General features: G+C 68.3%; 20 protein-coding genes and 1 pseudogene. 16 read left to right on the forward strand and 5 right to left on the reverse strand.

Annotated elements, in window-relative coordinates:
• Nucleotides 1-12: 12 nt before the first annotated feature.
• The 4 genes from ACYVN4_RS17480 to ACYVN4_RS17495 all read left to right on the forward strand — a co-directional run bounded on the left by ACYVN4_RS17480 (nt 13) and on the right by ACYVN4_RS17495 (nt 3,535).
• Nucleotides 13-978, forward strand: coding sequence for a bifunctional MaoC family dehydratase N-terminal/OB-fold nucleic acid binding domain-containing protein (locus tag ACYVN4_RS17480; protein ID WP_460722243.1), 966 nt, complete (start codon nt 13-15; stop codon nt 976-978).
• Nucleotides 975-1,388 carry a MaoC family dehydratase gene (locus ACYVN4_RS17485; protein WP_460722245.1) on the forward strand — a complete coding sequence of 138 codons (414 nt, stop codon included), beginning with the start codon at nt 975-977 and terminating at the stop codon, nt 1,386-1,388. The genes ACYVN4_RS17480 and ACYVN4_RS17485 overlap by 4 nt, the downstream gene beginning before the upstream one ends.
• Nucleotides 1,385-2,560: a lipid-transfer protein gene (locus tag ACYVN4_RS17490; protein WP_460722247.1), complete on the forward strand. Its 1,176-nt coding sequence runs from the start codon at nt 1,385-1,387 to the stop codon at nt 2,558-2,560. Before ACYVN4_RS17485 ends, ACYVN4_RS17490 begins: the two co-directional genes overlap by 4 nt.
• A gap of 123 nt (nt 2,561-2,683) precedes the next feature.
• Nucleotides 2,684-3,535 (forward strand): helix-turn-helix transcriptional regulator, encoded by an 852-nt coding sequence (locus tag ACYVN4_RS17495; protein ID WP_460722249.1) that lies wholly within the window; start codon nt 2,684-2,686, stop codon nt 3,533-3,535.
• A 53-nt stretch (nt 3,536-3,588) separates the two neighbouring features.
• Here ACYVN4_RS17495 and ACYVN4_RS17500 read toward each other — a convergent pair.
• A pseudogene (locus tag ACYVN4_RS17500) lies at nt 3,589-4,470 on the reverse strand (LLM class flavin-dependent oxidoreductase); the annotation flags it as partial.
• Between the two features lie 106 nt (nt 4,471-4,576).
• Here ACYVN4_RS17500 and ACYVN4_RS17505 point away from each other — a divergent pair.
• Entirely contained in the window at nt 4,577-4,897 is a 321-nt protein-coding gene (locus tag ACYVN4_RS17505) for a hypothetical protein (RefSeq protein WP_460722251.1), read from the forward strand.
• On the opposite strand, the gene ACYVN4_RS17510 is transcribed toward ACYVN4_RS17505, so the two are convergent.
• Complete coding sequence (locus ACYVN4_RS17510; RefSeq protein ID WP_460722253.1) at nt 4,894-5,478, reverse strand: TetR/AcrR family transcriptional regulator; 585 nt, start codon at nt 5,476-5,478, stop codon at nt 4,894-4,896. The two genes, ACYVN4_RS17505 and ACYVN4_RS17510, sit on opposite strands and share 4 nt — an antisense overlap.
• Nucleotides 5,479-5,556: 78 nt before the next feature.
• On the opposite strand from ACYVN4_RS17510, the gene zapE reads away from it, so the two are divergent.
• The 9 genes from zapE (at nt 5,557) to ACYVN4_RS17555 (ending at nt 14,364) form a co-directional block, all read left to right on the forward strand.
• The gene (gene zapE / locus ACYVN4_RS17515; RefSeq protein ID WP_460722255.1) at nt 5,557-6,507 is read left to right on the forward strand and encodes a cell division protein ZapE; all 951 of its coding nucleotides are present in this window, start codon (nt 5,557-5,559) and stop codon (nt 6,505-6,507) included.
• A gap of 227 nt (nt 6,508-6,734) precedes the next feature.
• On the forward strand, nt 6,735-7,877 hold the full coding sequence (locus ACYVN4_RS17520) for a glycosyltransferase family 4 protein (protein WP_460722257.1): 1,143 nt from the start codon (nt 6,735-6,737) through the stop codon (nt 7,875-7,877).
• Complete coding sequence (locus ACYVN4_RS17525; RefSeq protein ID WP_460722259.1) at nt 7,877-9,352, forward strand: UDP-glucose dehydrogenase family protein; 1,476 nt, start codon at nt 7,877-7,879, stop codon at nt 9,350-9,352. Before ACYVN4_RS17520 ends, ACYVN4_RS17525 begins: the two co-directional genes overlap by 1 nt.
• Before the next feature lie 286 nt (nt 9,353-9,638).
• On the forward strand, nt 9,639-10,577 hold the full coding sequence (locus tag ACYVN4_RS17530) for a DUF4129 domain-containing protein (RefSeq protein ID WP_460722261.1): 939 nt from the start codon (nt 9,639-9,641) through the stop codon (nt 10,575-10,577).
• A complete protein-coding gene (locus ACYVN4_RS17535; RefSeq protein ID WP_460722263.1) occupies nt 10,574-11,077 on the forward strand; it encodes a hypothetical protein in 504 nt (167 codons plus the stop codon). The genes ACYVN4_RS17530 and ACYVN4_RS17535 overlap by 4 nt, the downstream gene beginning before the upstream one ends.
• Nucleotides 11,078-11,097: 20 nt before the next feature.
• On the forward strand, nt 11,098-12,060 hold the full coding sequence (locus ACYVN4_RS17540; RefSeq protein WP_460722265.1) for an AAA family ATPase: 963 nt from the start codon (nt 11,098-11,100) through the stop codon (nt 12,058-12,060).
• Nucleotides 12,061-12,067: 7 nt separating this feature from the next.
• Nucleotides 12,068-13,342: a DUF58 domain-containing protein gene (locus tag ACYVN4_RS17545; protein ID WP_460722267.1), complete on the forward strand. Its 1,275-nt coding sequence runs from the start codon at nt 12,068-12,070 to the stop codon at nt 13,340-13,342.
• Nucleotides 13,339-13,770: a hypothetical protein gene (locus tag ACYVN4_RS17550; protein WP_460722269.1), complete on the forward strand. Its 432-nt coding sequence runs from the start codon at nt 13,339-13,341 to the stop codon at nt 13,768-13,770. The genes ACYVN4_RS17545 and ACYVN4_RS17550 overlap by 4 nt, the downstream gene beginning before the upstream one ends.
• A 48-nt stretch (nt 13,771-13,818) precedes the next feature.
• The gene (locus ACYVN4_RS17555) at nt 13,819-14,364 is read left to right on the forward strand and encodes an RNA 2'-phosphotransferase (RefSeq protein WP_460722271.1); all 546 of its coding nucleotides are present in this window, start codon (nt 13,819-13,821) and stop codon (nt 14,362-14,364) included.
• Nucleotides 14,365-14,391: 27 nt separating this feature from the next.
• Here ACYVN4_RS17555 and ACYVN4_RS17560 read toward each other — a convergent pair whose 3' ends face one another.
• Nucleotides 14,392-14,739, reverse strand: a complete 348-nt coding sequence (locus tag ACYVN4_RS17560) for a hypothetical protein (protein ID WP_460722273.1) — start codon at nt 14,737-14,739, stop codon at nt 14,392-14,394.
• Nucleotides 14,740-14,933: 194 nt separating this feature from the next.
• Between ACYVN4_RS17560 and ACYVN4_RS17565 the strand changes: the two genes are divergently transcribed.
• Nucleotides 14,934-15,968: an AraC family transcriptional regulator gene (locus ACYVN4_RS17565; RefSeq protein ID WP_460722275.1), complete on the forward strand. Its 1,035-nt coding sequence runs from the start codon at nt 14,934-14,936 to the stop codon at nt 15,966-15,968.
• Nucleotides 15,969-15,983: 15 nt separating this feature from the next.
• Here ACYVN4_RS17565 and ACYVN4_RS17570 read toward each other — a convergent pair whose 3' ends face one another.
• Nucleotides 15,984-16,223, reverse strand: coding sequence for a glutaredoxin family protein (locus ACYVN4_RS17570; protein WP_460722277.1), 240 nt, complete (start codon nt 16,221-16,223; stop codon nt 15,984-15,986).
• A 115-nt stretch (nt 16,224-16,338) separates the two neighbouring features.
• Here ACYVN4_RS17570 and ACYVN4_RS17575 point away from each other — a divergent pair, with 115 nt between their 5' ends.
• Nucleotides 16,339-16,575, forward strand: coding sequence for a DUF433 domain-containing protein (locus tag ACYVN4_RS17575; protein ID WP_460722279.1), 237 nt, complete (start codon nt 16,339-16,341; stop codon nt 16,573-16,575).
• Nucleotides 16,576-16,602: 27 nt separating this feature from the next.
• On the opposite strand, the gene ACYVN4_RS17580 is transcribed toward ACYVN4_RS17575, so the two are convergent.
• Nucleotides 16,603-17,463 carry a MaoC family dehydratase gene (locus ACYVN4_RS17580; protein ID WP_460722281.1) on the reverse strand — a complete coding sequence of 287 codons (861 nt, stop codon included), beginning with the start codon at nt 17,461-17,463 and terminating at the stop codon, nt 16,603-16,605.
• Nucleotides 17,464-17,753: the final 290 nt, after the last annotated feature.

Below are 17,753 nucleotides of genomic sequence, written 5' to 3' on the forward strand. Positions count from 1 at the left end.
GAAGAGACAAGCGTGACAAAGAGTTTCACGGCCGAAGAGATCCGCGAGGGCCTGGAGAAGATCAAGGCCGACGGTGAGTCCGCCGCGCGTGCGGGGCGCGATCCGATCAATCAGCCCATGATCAACAACTGGGTCGAGGCGCTCGGCGACGTCAACCCGATCTACGTGGACGAGGATGCGGCCAAGGCAGCCGGGCATCCCGGCATCGTGGCCCCGCCCGCCATGGCGCAGGTGTGGACCATGCTGGGGCTGGGCGGTATTCGCGCCGAGGACGACCCCATGACGCGGACCAACGAGCTGTTCGACGCGGCCGGGTTCACCTCGGTCGTGGCCACCAACTGCGAGCAGGTCTACCACCGCTACCTGCAGGTCGGCGAGCAGGTGACGGTACGCACCAGCATCGGTGACATCGTGGGGCCCAAGAAGACCGGGCTCGGCGACGGCTGGTTCACCACCTACCTCACCAACTGGTACGTGGGTGACGAGCTGGTCACCGAGATGAAGTTCCGGATGCTGAAGTTCGTGCCCGGCACCGGAAAGACGGCCGCTCCCAAGGAATCCGGCGACGTTTCCGCCGAGGATCTGGTCAAGCGCGTCCGGCCGACCGTCTCCAAGGACACCGAGTTCTTCTGGGACGGCATCAAGCTCGGTGAGCTGCGGATTCAGCAGCGGCCCGACGGTTCGTTGCAGCATCCGCCGGTTCCGGCGCTGTGGAAGAACCACGCCGAGCAGAGCGACTACGTCGTGGCCTCGGGCAAGGGCACCGTGTTCAGCTTCGTGGTGCATCACGCGCCGCGCGTGCCGGGACGCCAGCTGCCGTACGTGATCGCCCTGGTCGAGCTCGAAGAGGGCGTGCGCATGCTCGGTGAGCTGACCGGCATCGACCCGTCCGAGGTCGAGGTCGGGCTGGCCGTCGAGGTCGGCTACCTGAAGCTCGACGACGACAACACCGTGCCCTACTGGAAGGCCGTGAAATGACCACCGTCGAACTCTCCGACGTGAAGGTCGGAACCACGCTGCCGGAGTTGGTGATTCACGCCGACACCACGTTCATCGTCTCGACGGCGCTGGCCACCCGCGACTTCCAGGACGTGCACCACGACCGCGACAAGGCGGTCGAGCGCGGGTCCAAGGACATCTTCGTCAATATCCTCACCGACACCGGTCTGGTGCAGCGGTTCGTGACGGATTGGGCGGGGCCGACGGCTCGCGTCAAGTCCATCGCGCTGCGCCTGGGCGTGCCGCTGTACGCGGGTGACACCCTCACCCTGTCGGGCACCGTCTCGGCCGTGGACGGCGCGGACATCACCATCGATGTGGTCGGCAAGGATTCGCTCGGCGACCACATCTCGGCGAAAGCCGTTATCTCCCTGCAGGAGGCGCAGTGACCGGCCTGAGCCGTAAGGCCGCGATCGTCGGCATCGGTGCCACCGACTTCTCCAAGGATTCGGGACGTAGTGAGCTGCGCCTGGCCGCCGAGGCGGTCACCGCCGCCCTGGCCGACGCGGGCCTCACCCCGGCCGACGTGGACGGCCTGACGACCTTCACCATGGACACGAATACCCAGGCCGCCGTGGCGCGCGCCTCGGGTATCCCGTCCCTGAAGTTCTTCAGCAACATCCCCTTCGGCGGTGGCGCGGCCGCCGCGACCGTGCAGCAGGCCGCCATGGCGGTCGCGACCGGTGTCGCGGATGTCGTTGTCGCGTACCGGGCTTTCAACGAGCGCTCCGGAAACCGCTTCGGCCAGTTCGCGACTCACCTCGCGACCGGCAACCCGAGCTCCTCGGGCGTGGACAACGCGTTCTCCTACACCCACGGCCTGGGTACCCCGGCCGCGCAGGTGGCCATGGTGGCGCGGCGGTACATGCACGTCTACGGCGCGCGCAGTGAGGATTTCGGCCGGGTGGCGGTCGCGGACCGCAAGCACGCGGCGGTGAATCCGGCGGCGCATTTCTACGGCAAGCCGATCACCCTCGAGGAGCATCAGGCGTCGCGCTGGATCGCGGAGCCGCTGCACCTGCTGGACTGCTGCCAGGAGACCGACGGCGGCGTGGCCATCGTGGTCACCTCGGCCGAGCGGGCCAAGGATCTGCCCAACAAGGCCGCGCTGATCGCCGGTGCCGCACAGGGTTCCGGCGCGGACCAGTACGTCATGACCAGCTACTACCGTGACGCCATGACCGGGCTGCCGGAAATGGGTCTGGTCGGCGACCAGCTGTGGGCGCAGTCCGGGCTGCGGCCGGAGGATATGCAGGCGGGCATCCTCTACGACCACTTCACCCCGTTCGTGCTCATGCAGCTCGAGGAGCTCGGCTTCTGCGGTCGCGGCGAGGCGAAGGATTTCATCGCCGACGGCGCCATCGAGATCGGCGGCCGACTGCCGCTCAACACGCACGGCGGTCAGCTCGGCGAGGCGTACATCCACGGCATGAACGGCATTGCCGAGGGCGTGCGCCAGATTCGCGGCACCTCCGTGAATCAGGTCCAGGGCCTGGAGAACATCGTGGTCACCGCCGGAACCGGCGTGCCGACCTCGGGTCTGGTGCTCACCACCAACTGAGCGAGGGATGCGAAGCGCCCCCGTCATCCCGGCGCGCTTTTGGCCGGGATCCACACCTGCCGCGTTGGATTCCGGCCAAAAGCATGCCGGAATGACGAGGGGCTTCCGCATAGGATCGGCAACGTGTCCGACAGGTCTGAAATGGGCGAGTTTCTTCGGTCGCGACGGTCGCGATTGCGGCCCGAGGACATCGGCTTACCGATATGGGGTCGGCGACGGGTGCCGGGGCTGCGGCGCGAGGAGGTCGCGCACCTGGCCGGGGTCAGCGTCGAGTACTACGTCCGGCTGGAACAGGGCCGCGCCGAAGCGGTTTCGGAGGGGATCATCGACACCATCGCCACCGCGCTGCACCTGAGCGGCGACGAGCGGCGCCACCTGCACAATCTGGCCCGCCCACCGCGCTCCCTGTCCCGGTCGGGACAGCCGCTGCGGGCGGGCTTGCAGCAGCTGCTCGACTCCATGACCGGCACGCCCGCGTACATCGTCGGGCACCACACCGAGATCCTGGGCTGGAACGCGGCCGCTGTGGCGCTGTTCGGCGTCGACTTCGCGGAAGTGCCGGATGCGGAGCGCAATTGGGCGAATCTGGTCTTCTTCGATCCGCGGATTCGTGCCCTGACCGCCGACAGCTGGCCGTTGATCGCGGGCCATATCGCCGCCGACCTCCGGCTGCGCGCCGGCCACCGGCCCGATGATCCCCAGCTGCGGGCACTGCTGCGCACCATGAACGAGCGCAGCCCGGAGTTCCGTGAGTTCTGGGAGACCCACGAGGTCAACGACTTCCAGTACGGTCGCTACGTCCTGATCAACGCTGTCGTGGGCGAGTTGCACCTGGACTACGAATTGCTGGATATCCCGGCGGATCCCGGCGTGCGCGCGATCATCGCGTTCACCGCCGCGCCCGGGACGGAGTCGGTGGGGGCCTTGGCCGCGCTGCTCGGCGCCAGCACGTCGGAGGTCAGGCGCTCCAGCTGAGCGGTGAGCCGATCGGGCGGGAAGAGCCACAGGCCCAGGGAATTCGCACCCGCCTCGAGTAATGCCCGCAGGTGGGCGCGGACCTGGCCGGGGGTGCCTGCGACGGCGAACTCACCGATCCAGGCGTCCGGCACCGTGAGTGTTTCCGACGGGGCGAGTCCGGCCACCGCGGCACGTATGTGCCCGGCATACGGAGACTTTCCGACCAAGGCCGACTCGGACTCGGCCTGGAGGAACATTCCGACCGCGCCCCGGACCGCGTCGCGCGCGGCCCGCTCGTCCTCGTCGATGGCCGTCAGGACGAAGGCGGTGACCGGTGTGTGCCGGGGCAGCAGCCCGCGTACCCAGCGCACGTAGGCGGGTCCGGCGAGGACGGAAAGTAGTACGCCGTCGGCCTTTTCGCCCGCCAGCCGCAGGCCACGCTCGTTGACCGCGCCGACCCACAGTTCCGGCGGCACCGCAGGCGGGAAGCTCAGCTGAATGCCGGAGAAGGTGTGCGTCTCCGTCTTCCGATCCACCGGCTCGCCGGAGAGTAGTTCGCGCAGCACATCGGCGGTCTCTCCGAGCGCGGTCAGCGGACGTGGCGGCAGCAGCCCCATCTGCTCGAGCCAGCCTCGGTTACCCAGTCCGATGCCCGCCCGGACCCGGCCCGGATACGTCCGGGCCAGCCCGGCGAGTTCCATGGCGAGCACGGCCGGGTGCCGAGTCGCGATGCTGGCCAGCCCGAGCCCGGCGGGAATCTCTCGGGTCGCGGCCAGCAGTTGGGTCAGGCCGGAGAGCCCGCCGGTGAAGAAGCAGTCCTCCGAGAACCAGAGTTCGCCGAGCCCGAGTCGCTCCGCCAGGGCCGCGCCCGCGGTGAGCTGCTCGGGTGGGGTCAGACTGCCGAAGACGATGCCGATCTTGTTGCTAGGTATCATGTTCAAGTAACCGGTCATGGTGTCCACTTATTCCGGATGGGTAGCGGCTGAGCAAGATTCGGCGGGGGTCGGAGGCGGCGGCGTAGATTGGGGGCGCACTTCGACTGTGGGGAAAGGGGTCGTCATGACCTTGCGGGAACGGCTGAACGAGCTTCCGGCGCTGGGGGGCACGCTCGTGTACGGGGAGCCGCACCTGACCCCGGACGGGGACACCATCATCACCGTCGCCGCCGTGAGCGCCTGGCGCGGTGCGCGGCCGGTCGGGGTGTTCGTGGTGCGCAGCGGCGAGGTCAAGTGGGAGGCGGCGGTGGACGCCTCGCGCATCGCGACGATCGGCGTGCTCACCGGGCTGGTCGCGGCCGCCCTGGGCACCTACGCGGTGGTCAAGAACCCGCCGTGGCCGAATATGCGCTTCTGGGACATTCGAATTCGCAGCGACGACTAAGCGGCGCGCAACTGGACGGCCAGCACGGCCGTCAGCTGCGCCACGCTCTTCGCGGTGCCCGGCGCGAGTGCGGTTCGGGCACCGGCGAAGCGGTCGAAGACCAGGCCCTCGATGACCGCGATGAAATCGGCTGCGGCGGTAACCGGGTCGGATGCGCCGAGGGTCTCGAACAAGGCGCTCGCGTGCCGGTGCGAGAACAGGCTGCCGACGAGTTTCGCGTGCAGGTCGGCATCGCCGAGCAGGTCGACGATGAGCGCGTGCCGAGCGATCAGCTGGTTGCGGCGTTGTGCCAGGAGGCGATCGAGCCACCGTGCGATGCCGCCCGCGAGCGCGTCCGGGTCGACCTCGTCCATGCCGGGCTGTTTCGCCGTGAAATCGGCGCGGGAGCGGGTCGTGATGCGGTCCACGATGGCCTCGACCAGTGCCCGCTTGGTCCGGAAGTAATAGGACGTCGACCCGGCGGGCAGCTCCAGTGCGGTATCCAGCGCACGGTGGGTGAGCGACCGAATCCCCTGGGTGGCAATGAGATCGATGGCGCTGTCCACGATCAGGGTGCGCCGATCGATTGTGGGTGTGCTCACCTTTGCTCCTCCGCGTCCACCGAATCCTCTACAACTATAGAGCAGGCTCTACAGCGGTAGAGGATGGAGGAGGGTGTCATGGAAACTCCGCAGATCGTGCTCGATCCGGATCAGCGGATCGCCGCGGACCGGCTGGCCGCCATCGCGGGACGGATCGGTAAACGCTGGAGGCGGCCGCGCGGGCTGTACCTCTACGGCGGTCCCGGGCGCGGCAAGACCATGCTGATGAACCGCTTCCTGGATGCGGTGCCCTCGGAGCGCAAGCGGCGCTACCACTTCCACGAGTTCTTCGCGCGCCTGAACGCGGGCATCAACGAGTACGGGACCATCGACGCCTCGGCCGACGCGCTGCTGAACGGCATCGACCTGCTCTGCTTCGACGAATTCCACGTGCACGACTCGGGTGACGCGCGACTGGTGGCCCGACTGCTGGACAACCTGTTCGCCCGTCGCATCACGCTCGTGGTGACCTCGAACTACCCGCCGCAGGGGCTGCTGCCGAACCCGCTGATGCACGCCATGTTCGAACCGACCATCGAGACGATCCTCGAGCACCTGGACGTGGTGTCGGTGAACGGCCCGACCGACTACCGCTCGCTGGGCGGACGGCACACCGGATTCGCGGCCGGGCACTACGTGGTCGGCTCGTGCGAGGTGATCGGCGCGGCCGAGGTGCCGATCGCGCACCGGCAGCTGCGGGCGCTGGCCCTCGAGAACGGCGAATTGACGGTCGATTTCGCGGAACTGTGCGGTATCCCGGTCTCGGCGGCCGACTACCTGGCCCTCGCTCGGGGCATCGAGCGGTGGGTGGTGTGCGGGGTGCCCGCCATGCACACCGTCCCGCCGGATTGGGTGATGCGCTTCGTGAACCTGGTCGACGTGCTGTACGACGCAGACCTCGAACTGTCGATCTTCGCCGAGGTCCCACTCGACGAATTGGGCGGTGAGATCGAGCGCGTTCCCGACCTCTACCGCACCCTCAGCAGGCTCGGTGAGCTGCGTCAACCGGTAAACCTCGAGACTCGTTAGCCGTTCGGCGAAGCCCCGGTGAACTGGCCGACTTGATCGACAGGCACGGTTCACGTCCCGTCAACGCGGAGGGGGTCTTGCGTTGCGGGCCGCTTCCTACCGTGGCGTCAGGAGCAGCACCGAACCGGAGGGGAACGATGCGAATCCGCGAGCAGGCAAGGGATTCCGCGCCGCGGAACCCGAGCTTACCGAGTAGCCCCCACATCCGGAACAGTGCCCGCCTGCGGGTGTTGGTAGTCGCCGAGTCCTTTCTTCCCCAGGTCAACGGCGTCACCAACTCCGTACGGCGGGTGCTGGATCACCTGGCCGCCAAGGGTCACGAAGCCACCCTGGTCGCACCGACCGGGCCCGAGAAATACGCGGGTTTCCGCGTGCATGTGGTGCGCGGTGCGCGCCTGCCGTTCTACCGGGACTTCCGGATCGGCCTCGAGACCCGGCGGCGACTGCGCAAGATCATCCGCGAATTCCAGCCCGATGTCGTGCACATCGCCTCCCCGGCGACGCTCGGCTATCAGGCGGCCAAGGTCGCGAACGAGCTCGGAGTTCCGACGGTCGCCATCTATCAGACCGATCTGGTGGGTTTCGCGCTGCGCTACGACCTGCCCGGCGGCGTGCGCGCCATGACCGCGCTGACCCGCCGCATCCACCTCCGCGTCGACCGCACCCTCGCACCCTCCACCGCCAGCCTGCGTCAGCTGGAACTGATGGGCATCCCGGGCCTGGGCCGCTGGCCGCGCGGGGTCGACCTGCAGCAGTTCGGCCCCTTCCGCCGTTCCGAGGAGTTGCGAAAGCGGCTGGCCCCCAATGGCGAGAAGCTGGTCGGATACATCGGGCGGCTCGCGCCGGAGAAGGAGCTCGAGCTGCTCGCGCACCTGCGCTCGGTGCCGAACGTGAAGCTGATCATCGTGGGCGGCGGCCCCGAGGAGAAGCGGCTGCGAAAGCTGTTGCCGGACGCGGAGTTCCTCGGCGTGCTGCACGGTGAGGAGCTCGGGGCCGTCTACGCCTCGCTGGATGTCTTCGTGCACACCGGCCGTCACGAAACCTACTGCCAGGCCGCGCAGGAGGCGCTCGCCTCCGGGGTACCCGTAGTGGCGCCCAAGTCGGGCGGTCCCATCGATGTGGTCTCTCCCGGTGCGGGTTTCCTCTACCCGCCCGGCGACGGCGAGGCCATGACCGAGTTCGTGCGCCGGCTCGTCGAGGATCCGGCGCTGTGCGAGCAGACCGCGGCCATCGCGGTGCGCAGCGTGCGCGACCGGTCCTGGTCCGCGGTCAACGACCTGCTCATTCGTCACTACCGCGAGGTGATCGCGGAACGCCTGCAGCCCAACACGGTGCACGGCGAGGTCCCGGCCACCAAGGAGGCATCCTGATGCTCCGCATCTCCGTCATCGGCACCGGTTATCTGGGCGCCACCCACGCCGCGGGCATGGCCGAACTCGGCTTCGAGGTCCTGGGTGTGGACAACAACGAGGCCAAGGCGGCCGCACTGTCGGTCGGGAAGGTGCCCTTCCACGAGCCCGGACTGCCGGAACTGCTGGCGGGGCACGTCGCGGGCGGGCGGCTGCGCTTCGGCACCTCGCTGGTCGAGGCCGCCGAGTTCGCCGATGTGCACTTCCTTTGCGTCGGAACGCCTCCCGGCGTGAACGGGGCCGCGGATCTGTCGCAGCTGTACTCCGCGCTCGACGGCCTGGTGCCGCATCTGACCCGCAACTGTCTGATCGTCGGCAAGTCCACGGTGCCGGTCGGTACCGCGGAGGCGCTGACGGCCCGCATCGCCGAGCTGGCGCCGGAAGGGATTTCGGTCGATCTGGCCTGGAATCCGGAATTCCTGCGCGAGGGGCACGCGGTGTTCGACACCCTGCACCCGAACCGGCTGGTGTTCGGCGTGACCACGCCGGACGCGGAATGGGCGCTGCGACAGGTCTATTCGACCCCGATCGCCGCCGGATCACCGGTGGTGATCACTAATCTGCCGACCGCCGAGCTGATCAAGGTTTCGGCGAATGCCTTTCTGGCGACCAAGATCTCGTTCATCAATGCGATGGCCGAGCTGTGCGAGATCACCGGCGCGGATGTGACGCTGCTGGCCGAGGCGCTGGGCCACGACGACCGGATCGGGCACAAGTTCCTGGGCGCGGGCCTCGGCTACGGCGGTGGCTGTCTGCCCAAGGACGTGCGGGCGCTGATCGCGCGCGCCACCGAGCTCGGCGTGGGGGAGTCGGTGGACTTCCTGCGCGATATCGACGCGGTGAACCTGCGCCGCCGCGAACGCGTGGTGCGCGAGACGCTGGCGCTGCTCGGCGGCCCGCACCGGATCACCGGCCGGGTCGGGGTGCTGGGTGCGGCCTTCAAACCGCTCTCCGATGATGTGCGCGATTCACCCGCCCTCGACGTGGCGCGGCGGCTGCACGCCGCCGGTGTCGAGGTGACCGTGTTCGACCCGGCCGCGACCAACACGGCCCGGGCGGTCGCACCGCAACTGGTCTTCGCCGCCACCCCGGCCGCCGCCCTGCACGAGGCGGACGTGGTGCTGCACCTGACCGAGTGGCGCGAATTCCGGGAGCTGGACCCGGTTTTCCTGCGCACGGTGGCGCGCGGTCGGGTCATCATCGATGCCCGCAACACTCTCGATCCGGAGCCGTGGCTGGCCGCGGGCTGGGATTTCCGTGCCCTGGGTCGCCTGGTGGAGCCGCGCACCGCGGCGGGGCGTGTGGGCGCTCCCGCCGCGAAGAACTACGCCACACCCGCTGTCGCCGTGCGCGATACGGTCGCGGAACCGGCTCGCGCCCTGACCCCGCCCTCCCCGCTGACCCGCCTGCGCGCCCGCGTCCGCCGCACTGCGTAGCCCCGCCCCCGGGCACCGATCCGCCCGTCCTCCGACACCCGATGCCCGCCCCTCCGGAGGCGGGCATCGTGCTCGGATGGTGATAAGTGGGGTTGCACGGCTTTTGCGGATGATGGGATGACTCGGGCCGAATGACCTGGGTTTTCCGGTCCGCGGTGATCGTTGTGCTGGTGGGGGATTTATGTGGTTCGGGTATGTGATTCGAGCTTCCCGATTTTGGTCCTGAGGGACCGCTTGGCATGTAACTATGTGCCTGTTTTCTGCTGGACTCTGGTTAGGAGTGTTCGTGACTGGGGTGGGGACGGTGGCAGCGCGCACGATCGCATTGATCGGGCTCGTGATGCTGGCTGTCGTCGCACTGCGCGGATACCTTCCGGGGACCGGCGGACCCACCGCACCGCACCCGTCCTCGGCGGTATCGCTGGCTCTCATGCCGGTACTGCTGCTGGTGTCGATGGTGATCCTGGTGGCCGGTGTGATCAACAGTCAGCACCGGCTGCCGCTGGCCATGCCCGAACCCGACCGCGAGAATGTGGTGCGCGGCACGGGATTGCGGCGCATCGGGTTGCTGGTGCTGGTCGCGATCGCGGCCGTCGCGCTGATCGTCACCGCCGTGTTCTCGGTGTACCTGGTGACCCCGAAACATCAGAGCGAGGTCGGCACGCTGCCCACGGCGGCGCCGACCGGGACCGCGCAACCGGTGGAAACCGTTGCCAATCAACCCGATACGATGCCCGCGCCGTCCCTGCAGGGGCTCAGCCTGGTGCTGGTCGGGGTCGGGGCGGGCGTGCTGGTGTTCCTCGCCCTGGCCGGATTGGTCGTGGTGGCAGTGGGTTCCGGGCGTAAGCCCAACCTGCAGCGCACGCTGCTGCCGCAGTCCGCGCCCACCGAGGCGGTGTCGCTGGCCAAGGTGGCGGAGATGGGTCTGGCGGCCATGATCGCGCCGGGCCAGGATCCGCGCACGGCCATCATCGCCTGCTATGTCGCGATGGAACGCGGTCTGGCGACGGCGCGCGAGGTCGCACCGCTGGCCTCGGACACCCCGTCCGAGGTGCTGGCGCGGGCCTTCGACCGCGGCTTCCTGCACGACGCCTCGGCGCGGGAACTGGTGTCGCTGTTCGAGGAAGCCCGGTTCAGTCCGCACTCCATGCTTGAGTGGCAGCGCATGCGGGCCGAGCAGCTGCTGCGCATCGTGCTGGCGGATCTTCAAGGGCAGGCGGCATGAATCGAATCGCGATCGTGGTCGGTGCGCTGATCCTGAGCGTCGTCATCGAGATGGCGACCTTCGGCGATCAGCGCGAGGCGCTGCTGGCGCTGTCGGGTATCCCGGTGGCGGGCGGTCTCGGGCTGCTGCTGTGGTCGCTGGTCGAGCGGACGCGCCGGGCGGCCCCGGCCGATCCGGCCGACAACGACATCGACAACGGTCCGGCCGACATGCTGCGCCGCTGGCAGGCCCGCGCGCAGATGCTGGTCGAACGGTCCGAGGGTTCGCGGGCCGACTGGGACCGGCACCTGCGGCCCTTGCTGGCCAAGGAATTCGAGCTGACCAGCGGGCACCGGATGGCCAAGAACCGGCGCGCGCTGGAGGTGGCGGGACAGCTGCAGTTCGGCCCCGAACTGTGGCGCTGGGTGGACCCGGCCAATTCGGCGCTGCGCGATCAAGCCAATCGCGCACCCGGACGTGAGGCCCTCGACGAAATCCTCCGTCGGCTACAGAACATGTGAGATGAGATGCGAGACATGCGATGACAACACCGATGGACGTGACCATCAAGCGCACCGACGCGGTGCTGCGTGAAGTAGCGCGGGTCGTGGTCGGCAAGCGCGACGAAATGCAGCTGATCATGATCGCGGTGCTGGCCGGCGGCCACATCCTCATCGAGGATCTGCCCGGCCTGGGCAAGACCCTCATCGCGCGGTCCTTCGCCTCGGCGCTCGGGCTGAACTTCACCCGCGTGCAGTTCACCCCCGACCTGCTGCCGGCCGACCTCATCGGCTCCACCATCTACGACATGCATTCGGGCCGTTTCAGTTTCCGGCGCGGCCCGGTGTTCACCAATATGCTGCTGGCCGACGAGGTCAACCGCACCCCGCCCAAAACGCAGGCGGCGCTGCTCGAGGCGATGGCCGAAGGCCAGGTGTCCATCGACGGCGAAACCTTCCCGCTGCCCAATCCTTTCATCGTCTTCGCCACCGACAATCCGATCGAGTACGAGGGCACCTATCCGCTGCCGGAGGCCCAACTCGACCGCTTCGCCATGCAGCTGCGGCTGGGATATCTGTCGGAGAGCGACGAGATGAACATGATCCGCCGCCGCCTCGAACGCGGATCGCAGCCCGCCCAGATCGCCCAGGTGGTGGATGCCGAGGGCCTGCTGGAGATGCGGCAGGCGGTGGAATACGTGACCGTCCACCCCGATGTGGTCGGCTACGTCGTCTCGCTGGCCGCCGCCACCCGCGGTCATCCGCAGGTGGAGGTCGGGGCCAGCCCGCGCGCAGAACTCGATCTGGTCCAGATGGCCCGCGCCCGTGCGCTGCTCAACAATCGCGACTTCGTGGTTCCCGAGGACGTCAAGGCCCTGGCCATTCCCGCCATGGCGCACCGCATCACCCTGCGTCCCGAGATGTGGGTCCGCCGCATCCGCGGCGAGGACGTGATCGCCGAACTGCTGCGCCGCCTGCCGGTGCCGCGCGCCACCGCGTCCTGAGGTACGGATGAAGCATCGCGACACGACTACCACGGTCGAGGCCGAATTGCGCTGGCGGCCCGCACCATTGGTGTTCATGCTGGCCGCGGTGTCGGCGTCCGCGCTGGTGCTGGCGCTGGTTTTGGGCAAGTGGCAGCTGGTGGTGTTCGCCGCGCCCATGCTCGGCGTGCTCACGACCGCGCCACTGCAGCAGTCCCGCACCAGGATTCAGGTCGACGGGGCCGGAGTGCTGCGCTGCTTCGAGACCGAAGAGGTGGTGCTGACCGCGGCCGCCTTCGTTGAGAGCGGCCACGCGCTGCTGCGCCTGCACCCGGAACCCATGAAGAGCATGGAAGTACACGTCGAGGAGACGGTGGACTCCGGGGCCGCGCCCGCCGGGCTGCGGCTGGCGCTGTCCGCGCCACGCTGGGGGCGGTATCCGGTGCCGATGCGGGTCAGCGCGCTGAGCCCGGCCGGGCTGGCGGTCGCCTCGATGCGGTTGCCCGCCGGTGAGCTGTACATCTACCCGATCACCGACCCGCAGCGAATGCGCCTGCCGCGCACCGAACTTCCCGAACGGATGGGCACCCACCTGACGCGGCGGGCCGGGCCCGGCGTCGAGTACGCCGATATCCGCGCCTACACGCCCGGCGATCAGCTGCGCACCGTGAACTGGCCGGTGAGCGCGCGCCGCGGGCAGCTGTTCGTGACCCAGCGCTTCACCAATCGGGCCGCGGATGTTGTTGTGCTGGTGGACACTTCGCTGCAGGCGCCCGGACCGGCGTCGGAGTCGCTGGAGCTGTCGGTGCGTGGCGCGGCACAGGTCGCGCAGTCCGCACTACAAGCCGGTGACCGCACCGCCGTGGTGTGCCTGGGCCGCGCGCCGCGCTGGCTGCGCCCCGATATCGGCCGCCGCCAGTTCTATCGCATCGTCGACACCGTGCTCGAGGTCGGCGACGAACACCTGCTCACCGAGGGCACCCTGGCGCCGCATTCCGCGGTCCCGATCGGCGCGGTGGTGGTGGCGTTCTCCACCCTGCTCGATACCCAATTCGCCTTGGCCCTCATCGATCTGCGCAAGCGCGGGCACGTCGTGGTGGTGGTCGACGTGCTGCGCGGGCCGCCCTTCCACGGCGACCTGAACTCGACCCTGGCCCGCATGTGGCAGTTGGAGCGCACCTCCATGTATCGCGATATGGGCACCGTCGGCGTCGATATCGTGCCGTGGCCCGAGGACACCCGCCTCGACCAGGTGATGCGACTGATCCCCGAACACCGCCGCACCGTTCGGGTGCGCCGATGACTCGATTCCTGGCGGTGCTGTCCGGGCTGCTGCTGACCGCGGCGGTGGCCATCGTGCTGCCGTGGGCTGCGGTGCCCGTCGGCCTCGCGGTGGTGGCGGGCTGGCGGTGGCGGGTGTGCGCGGTGCTCGCCGTGCTGGCGGCCATGGGGGCGCTGGCCTACATCGGTACCGGCGCGCTGGTGGCGGGCGGCATCGGACTGGTGGCGACCACCTATCTACTGAACACGGCCACGGTGTCCGCGCCGGTGGGCGTGGTGCCGACCACCGTGCCCTCGGTGGCGGGCGCCCTGGTGTTCACCGTCGCGGCGGGGGCGGCCACCGTGCTGCCCACCGGACTGACCTGGGTGCCGATTCTCGCGCCCTTCACCGTGATCGTGTTGTACGCCTTGCTGGTTCGCGGGCTGGCCGACGACCGGCCGGGTGCCTGAGGCGAAAATCGCTTCGAATCCGGCTGGGCGGCTGGTTCACTCGCGCGCATGGAAGAAAAACAGTTGGTCAAGACCTCGAAACGATTGTCGAGGCATCTGCGCCATGCGCCCGGGGAGATCGGCCTCACGTTGGACTCGGCGGGCTGGGTCGAGGTGACCGCGCTGCTGTCGGCCCTGGCCGGGCACGGCCGCGCCGTCTCGCGGGCCGAGCTCGACGAGGTGGTGGCGCGGAACAACAAGCGCCGCTTCGAATTCGATGCGACGGGTACCCGGATTCGGGCGAGTCAGGGACACAGTGTCGACGTTGACCTGGAATACGGGGCGAGCACGCCGCCGGATCTGCTCTACCACGGCACCGTTGCCGCGGTCCTGCCCGGGATTTACACCGAAGGGCTGAAGCCCATGCGCCGCCACGACGTCCACCTGTCGGCGGATCTCGACACCGCCGTCAAGGTGGGGTCGCGTCGTGGAAAACCCGTGGTGCTGACCGTGGATGCCGCGGCTATGTACCGCGACGGGCACGTGTTCCGGGTCAGCACCAACGGGGTCTGGCTGGTGGCCGCGGTCCCGCCCGAGTATCTGACGGGGCACTGAATCTCGGGTGGGACGCGGCCACCGGGGCTACTGCAGGGCGGGTGGCATGCGGGTCGGCTTGATCCGGCCGGCATCGATGAGAGCCCGGAATGCCGCGCCCTTGCGCGCACATTCGGCGACCGCACAGCGACGGTGCTGCTGCATGGTGCGATGGGCTTCCTGAAGTCCCAGTGGGTGATCCGGGGCCAGGTGCGACCACTGGGAGGGGTCGCTGCGGGTCAGGGTTAAGGTGTTGTGCTCATTGTTGATTCGTTCGCGGATTCGCTCCACGGAAAGTCTGTCCGGGTCCTGGTGGGGGTGGTGCAGACTCATGATGGCAATCGTCATGATCACGAGCGTTGCTAGAGTTGCCGTGAACACTTGCCAGGCGGCCATTGGCTCACCTTCTCCATGTCTATCGGTTGTAGTCAGCTAGTTATTCAGTTGGTTAGCTAGATATTCACCGTATGCCTGAAGACGTTACGCCTCCAGCGCGTCCTGGGTCAGAAACAATCGAATTTCGGCCGCTTTCAGCAACTTCCCCGCTCGTTCCGCCCCATGGCACGCTGAAAGTTTGCGACCATTTCGATGTGACGGACGGTCAGGCTCAACTGCGCTCCATCACCAGCGCGGCACTCCTCGTCGAATTCGCGGTCGCGCGCGGGCTCGGCATGCCCGATCTCCTGCGCCACACCGGGATTCGGGATCGGGATCTCTTGGATTCCACCGCGGAGATCACCCTCGCGCAGGAGTTGTCCCTGATGCGCAATGTGGTGGCCGGGGTCGGCGACGAGCCCGGTATGGGGCTTATGGCCGGATTGCTGTGCCACCCACCGAGTCTCGGCGTGCTCGGCTTCGCCTTGATGAGCTGTTCCACCGTGCGCGACGCCGTGGAATTGGCGCTGCGCTACACCGACCTGTCCTTCACCGTCGCGCGTCACCACCTGGTCATCACCGGCGACGATGTCTCCATCGTGCGCGACGACAGCGGTGTGCCACCGGAGATCCGGCGCTTCGCGGTGGAACGGGATGTGGCCGCCATCTGGACCATTCAGCAGGACGTCATGCCCATGCGTCCGCCCATCACCCGGGTCGCGGTCGCATTCTCGCCGCATCCGGTCTACGAGATGTTCGGGGCCATGCTCGGGGTCGAGGAGGTCGTGTTCAACGCCCCGCGCTCGGTTGTCACCGGACCGTCCAGTATTCAGAATCTGCAACTGCCACAGGCGAATACGGCCACGGCGCGCTTCTACGAGCAGCAGTGCGCGGAACTCATGCAGCGCCGCAAGCGCCGCCGGGGGATCAGCGGGCAGGTGCGTCAGCTGCTGATCGCCAGGGGCGGCATAGCGGACCAATCACGCATAGCCGCCGAATTGGACCTCAGCGTGCGAACTCTGCGCCGCCGCCTCGCCGACGAGGGCACTACTTTCCGCGAACTCTCCACGGAGACCGTCGGTCTGCTCGCCGAGGAACTGCTCGTGGCCGGAATGACGGTGGAACAGGCCGCAATCCGTCTTGGCTACGGCAGTGTCTCGGCGTTCACTTCCGCTTTCCGGTCATGGAAGGGCCAGTCGCCCGGTTTGTTCGCGCGGGAGAACCGCGGCCGAGTGTCGGTACGGGTGTGAAGCTCTCGCTATGAGTCAGCGCCCGAGCGCCGCCGCGAGCTCCGCATTCGTCGGTTCGATGAGCACGGTCCCGTCCGGCAGCACGATCACCGGAATGTTCTTGCGCCCGCCCGCGATCTCGACAGCCCGCTCCCGCGCCGCGTCATCCTGCTCCACATCGACCTCGGTGAACGCCACCCCGTTCTCCTTGAACCACACCTTCGCCCGCCTGCAGTCCCCACACCAGTCGGCTCCGTACAGCACGATGTCGTCCATACCCCGACTCTGCCACCGCCCCCATTCCCTGCACCGACCGACCACCCCGAGAACCCACATACCCAGGTCACAGCTACCACAGAGTTCGATTACCTCCCACCCCTAGGGTTCCCCCATGGCCTACCTCCACCGCATCACCCTCGACCCCACCGTCTGCAACGGCACCCCCACCATCGAGGGCACCCGCTACCCCACCGCCCTCCTCGTCGACCTCCTCCGCGCAGGCCTGACCCCCACCGAACTCCTCACCGACTGCCCCGCCCTGACGCGCGAAGACCTCATCGCCGCGATGCTCTACCAAACAAGATCAGGGAGCTCTCAGTGCGGAAATCTGTCCGATTTCCCGCAGTGAGAACTCCCTGATCTTGGAGCTTGGGGGTTACGAGTGCGTGAGCACCACGTCCGCCAGGACGGGGGCGTCGTCGCGCTCGACGACGGTCACGGCAATGACGAGTTCGCCGTCCTGCTGCCAGATTCGGCTGCGGAGGGTCTCGCCGGGGTACATGACACCGGCGAAGCGGGCTCGGAAACCCTTGACGCGGGCGACATCCGAGGACAGCACGGTGTCGGTGGCGGTCTTCAGCACCAGGCCGTAGGTGCACAGGCCGTGCAGGATGGGGTTGGGGAAGCCGGCGTTGCGGGCGAATTCGGGGTCCGAGTGCAGCGGGTTGCGGTCGCCGCACATGCGGTAGAGCAGGGCCTGCTGGGGCAGCGTGGGGGTGAGGACCTCGAAATCCGGTGCGCGGTCGGGGAGTTCGGTCTTGGCGCTGGGGCCGCGCTCGCCGCCGAAGCCGCCCTCGCCCTTGGCGAAGATGGAGGAGCGGGAGGTCCACAGGAGTTCGCCGTCGGAGCCGACGGCGGTGTCCTCACGCCAGACGACGGCATTGCTGCCCTTGTCCCAGATCTCGGTGATGCGTCCCGAGATGGAACCCTTGCCCGAGGCCGGGATCGGGCGGTGCACGATGGTTTCCTGGCTGCCGTGCACGACCTTGGCCAAGTCGATGTCGATGCCGTCGAACTTCACCTTGGGCGGCTCGGTCTCGTGGAAGGACGGCGCGACGGTCGCGAAGGACGGCAGCACGGCGGGCTCGCGGTCGTCGACGTAGCGCAGTTCGGCCGCGTCGGTCCAGCGGTTGCCCGCGCCGAGCGCCAGGTTGTAGGTCTGCACATCGCCGGCGGACCAGCTGAATTCGCGCGCGGGGATCTGCGCGCCGAGCGCGACACTCAAATCGATGGGCATGAAAATTTCTCCTCGTCCTCGCGTCCGATGGTCCGGCGCGGCTCGTCTCCCCGCAAGCTCCCGCTCCGCTGACCGGGTAGCGCGTCGGTGGCGCCGCGGGTAGCGCATCGGTGGGCGCTGAAAGTCTGGTCCCGGTCCCGCCGCGAAAGAGCGTTCGTCGGCGGTCCGGGCGTTCAGTTGTGTTTTCCCGCGCCCTGCCGGGATAGAGCGGTACGACAGGGCATTGCGGGTGGGTTGGGCGCGGACTCGACGTGACCCGACTCGCGCCCAACCCGATCCTGAACCGGGTT

The sequence above is a fragment of the Nocardia heshunensis genome (assembly GCF_054782115.1).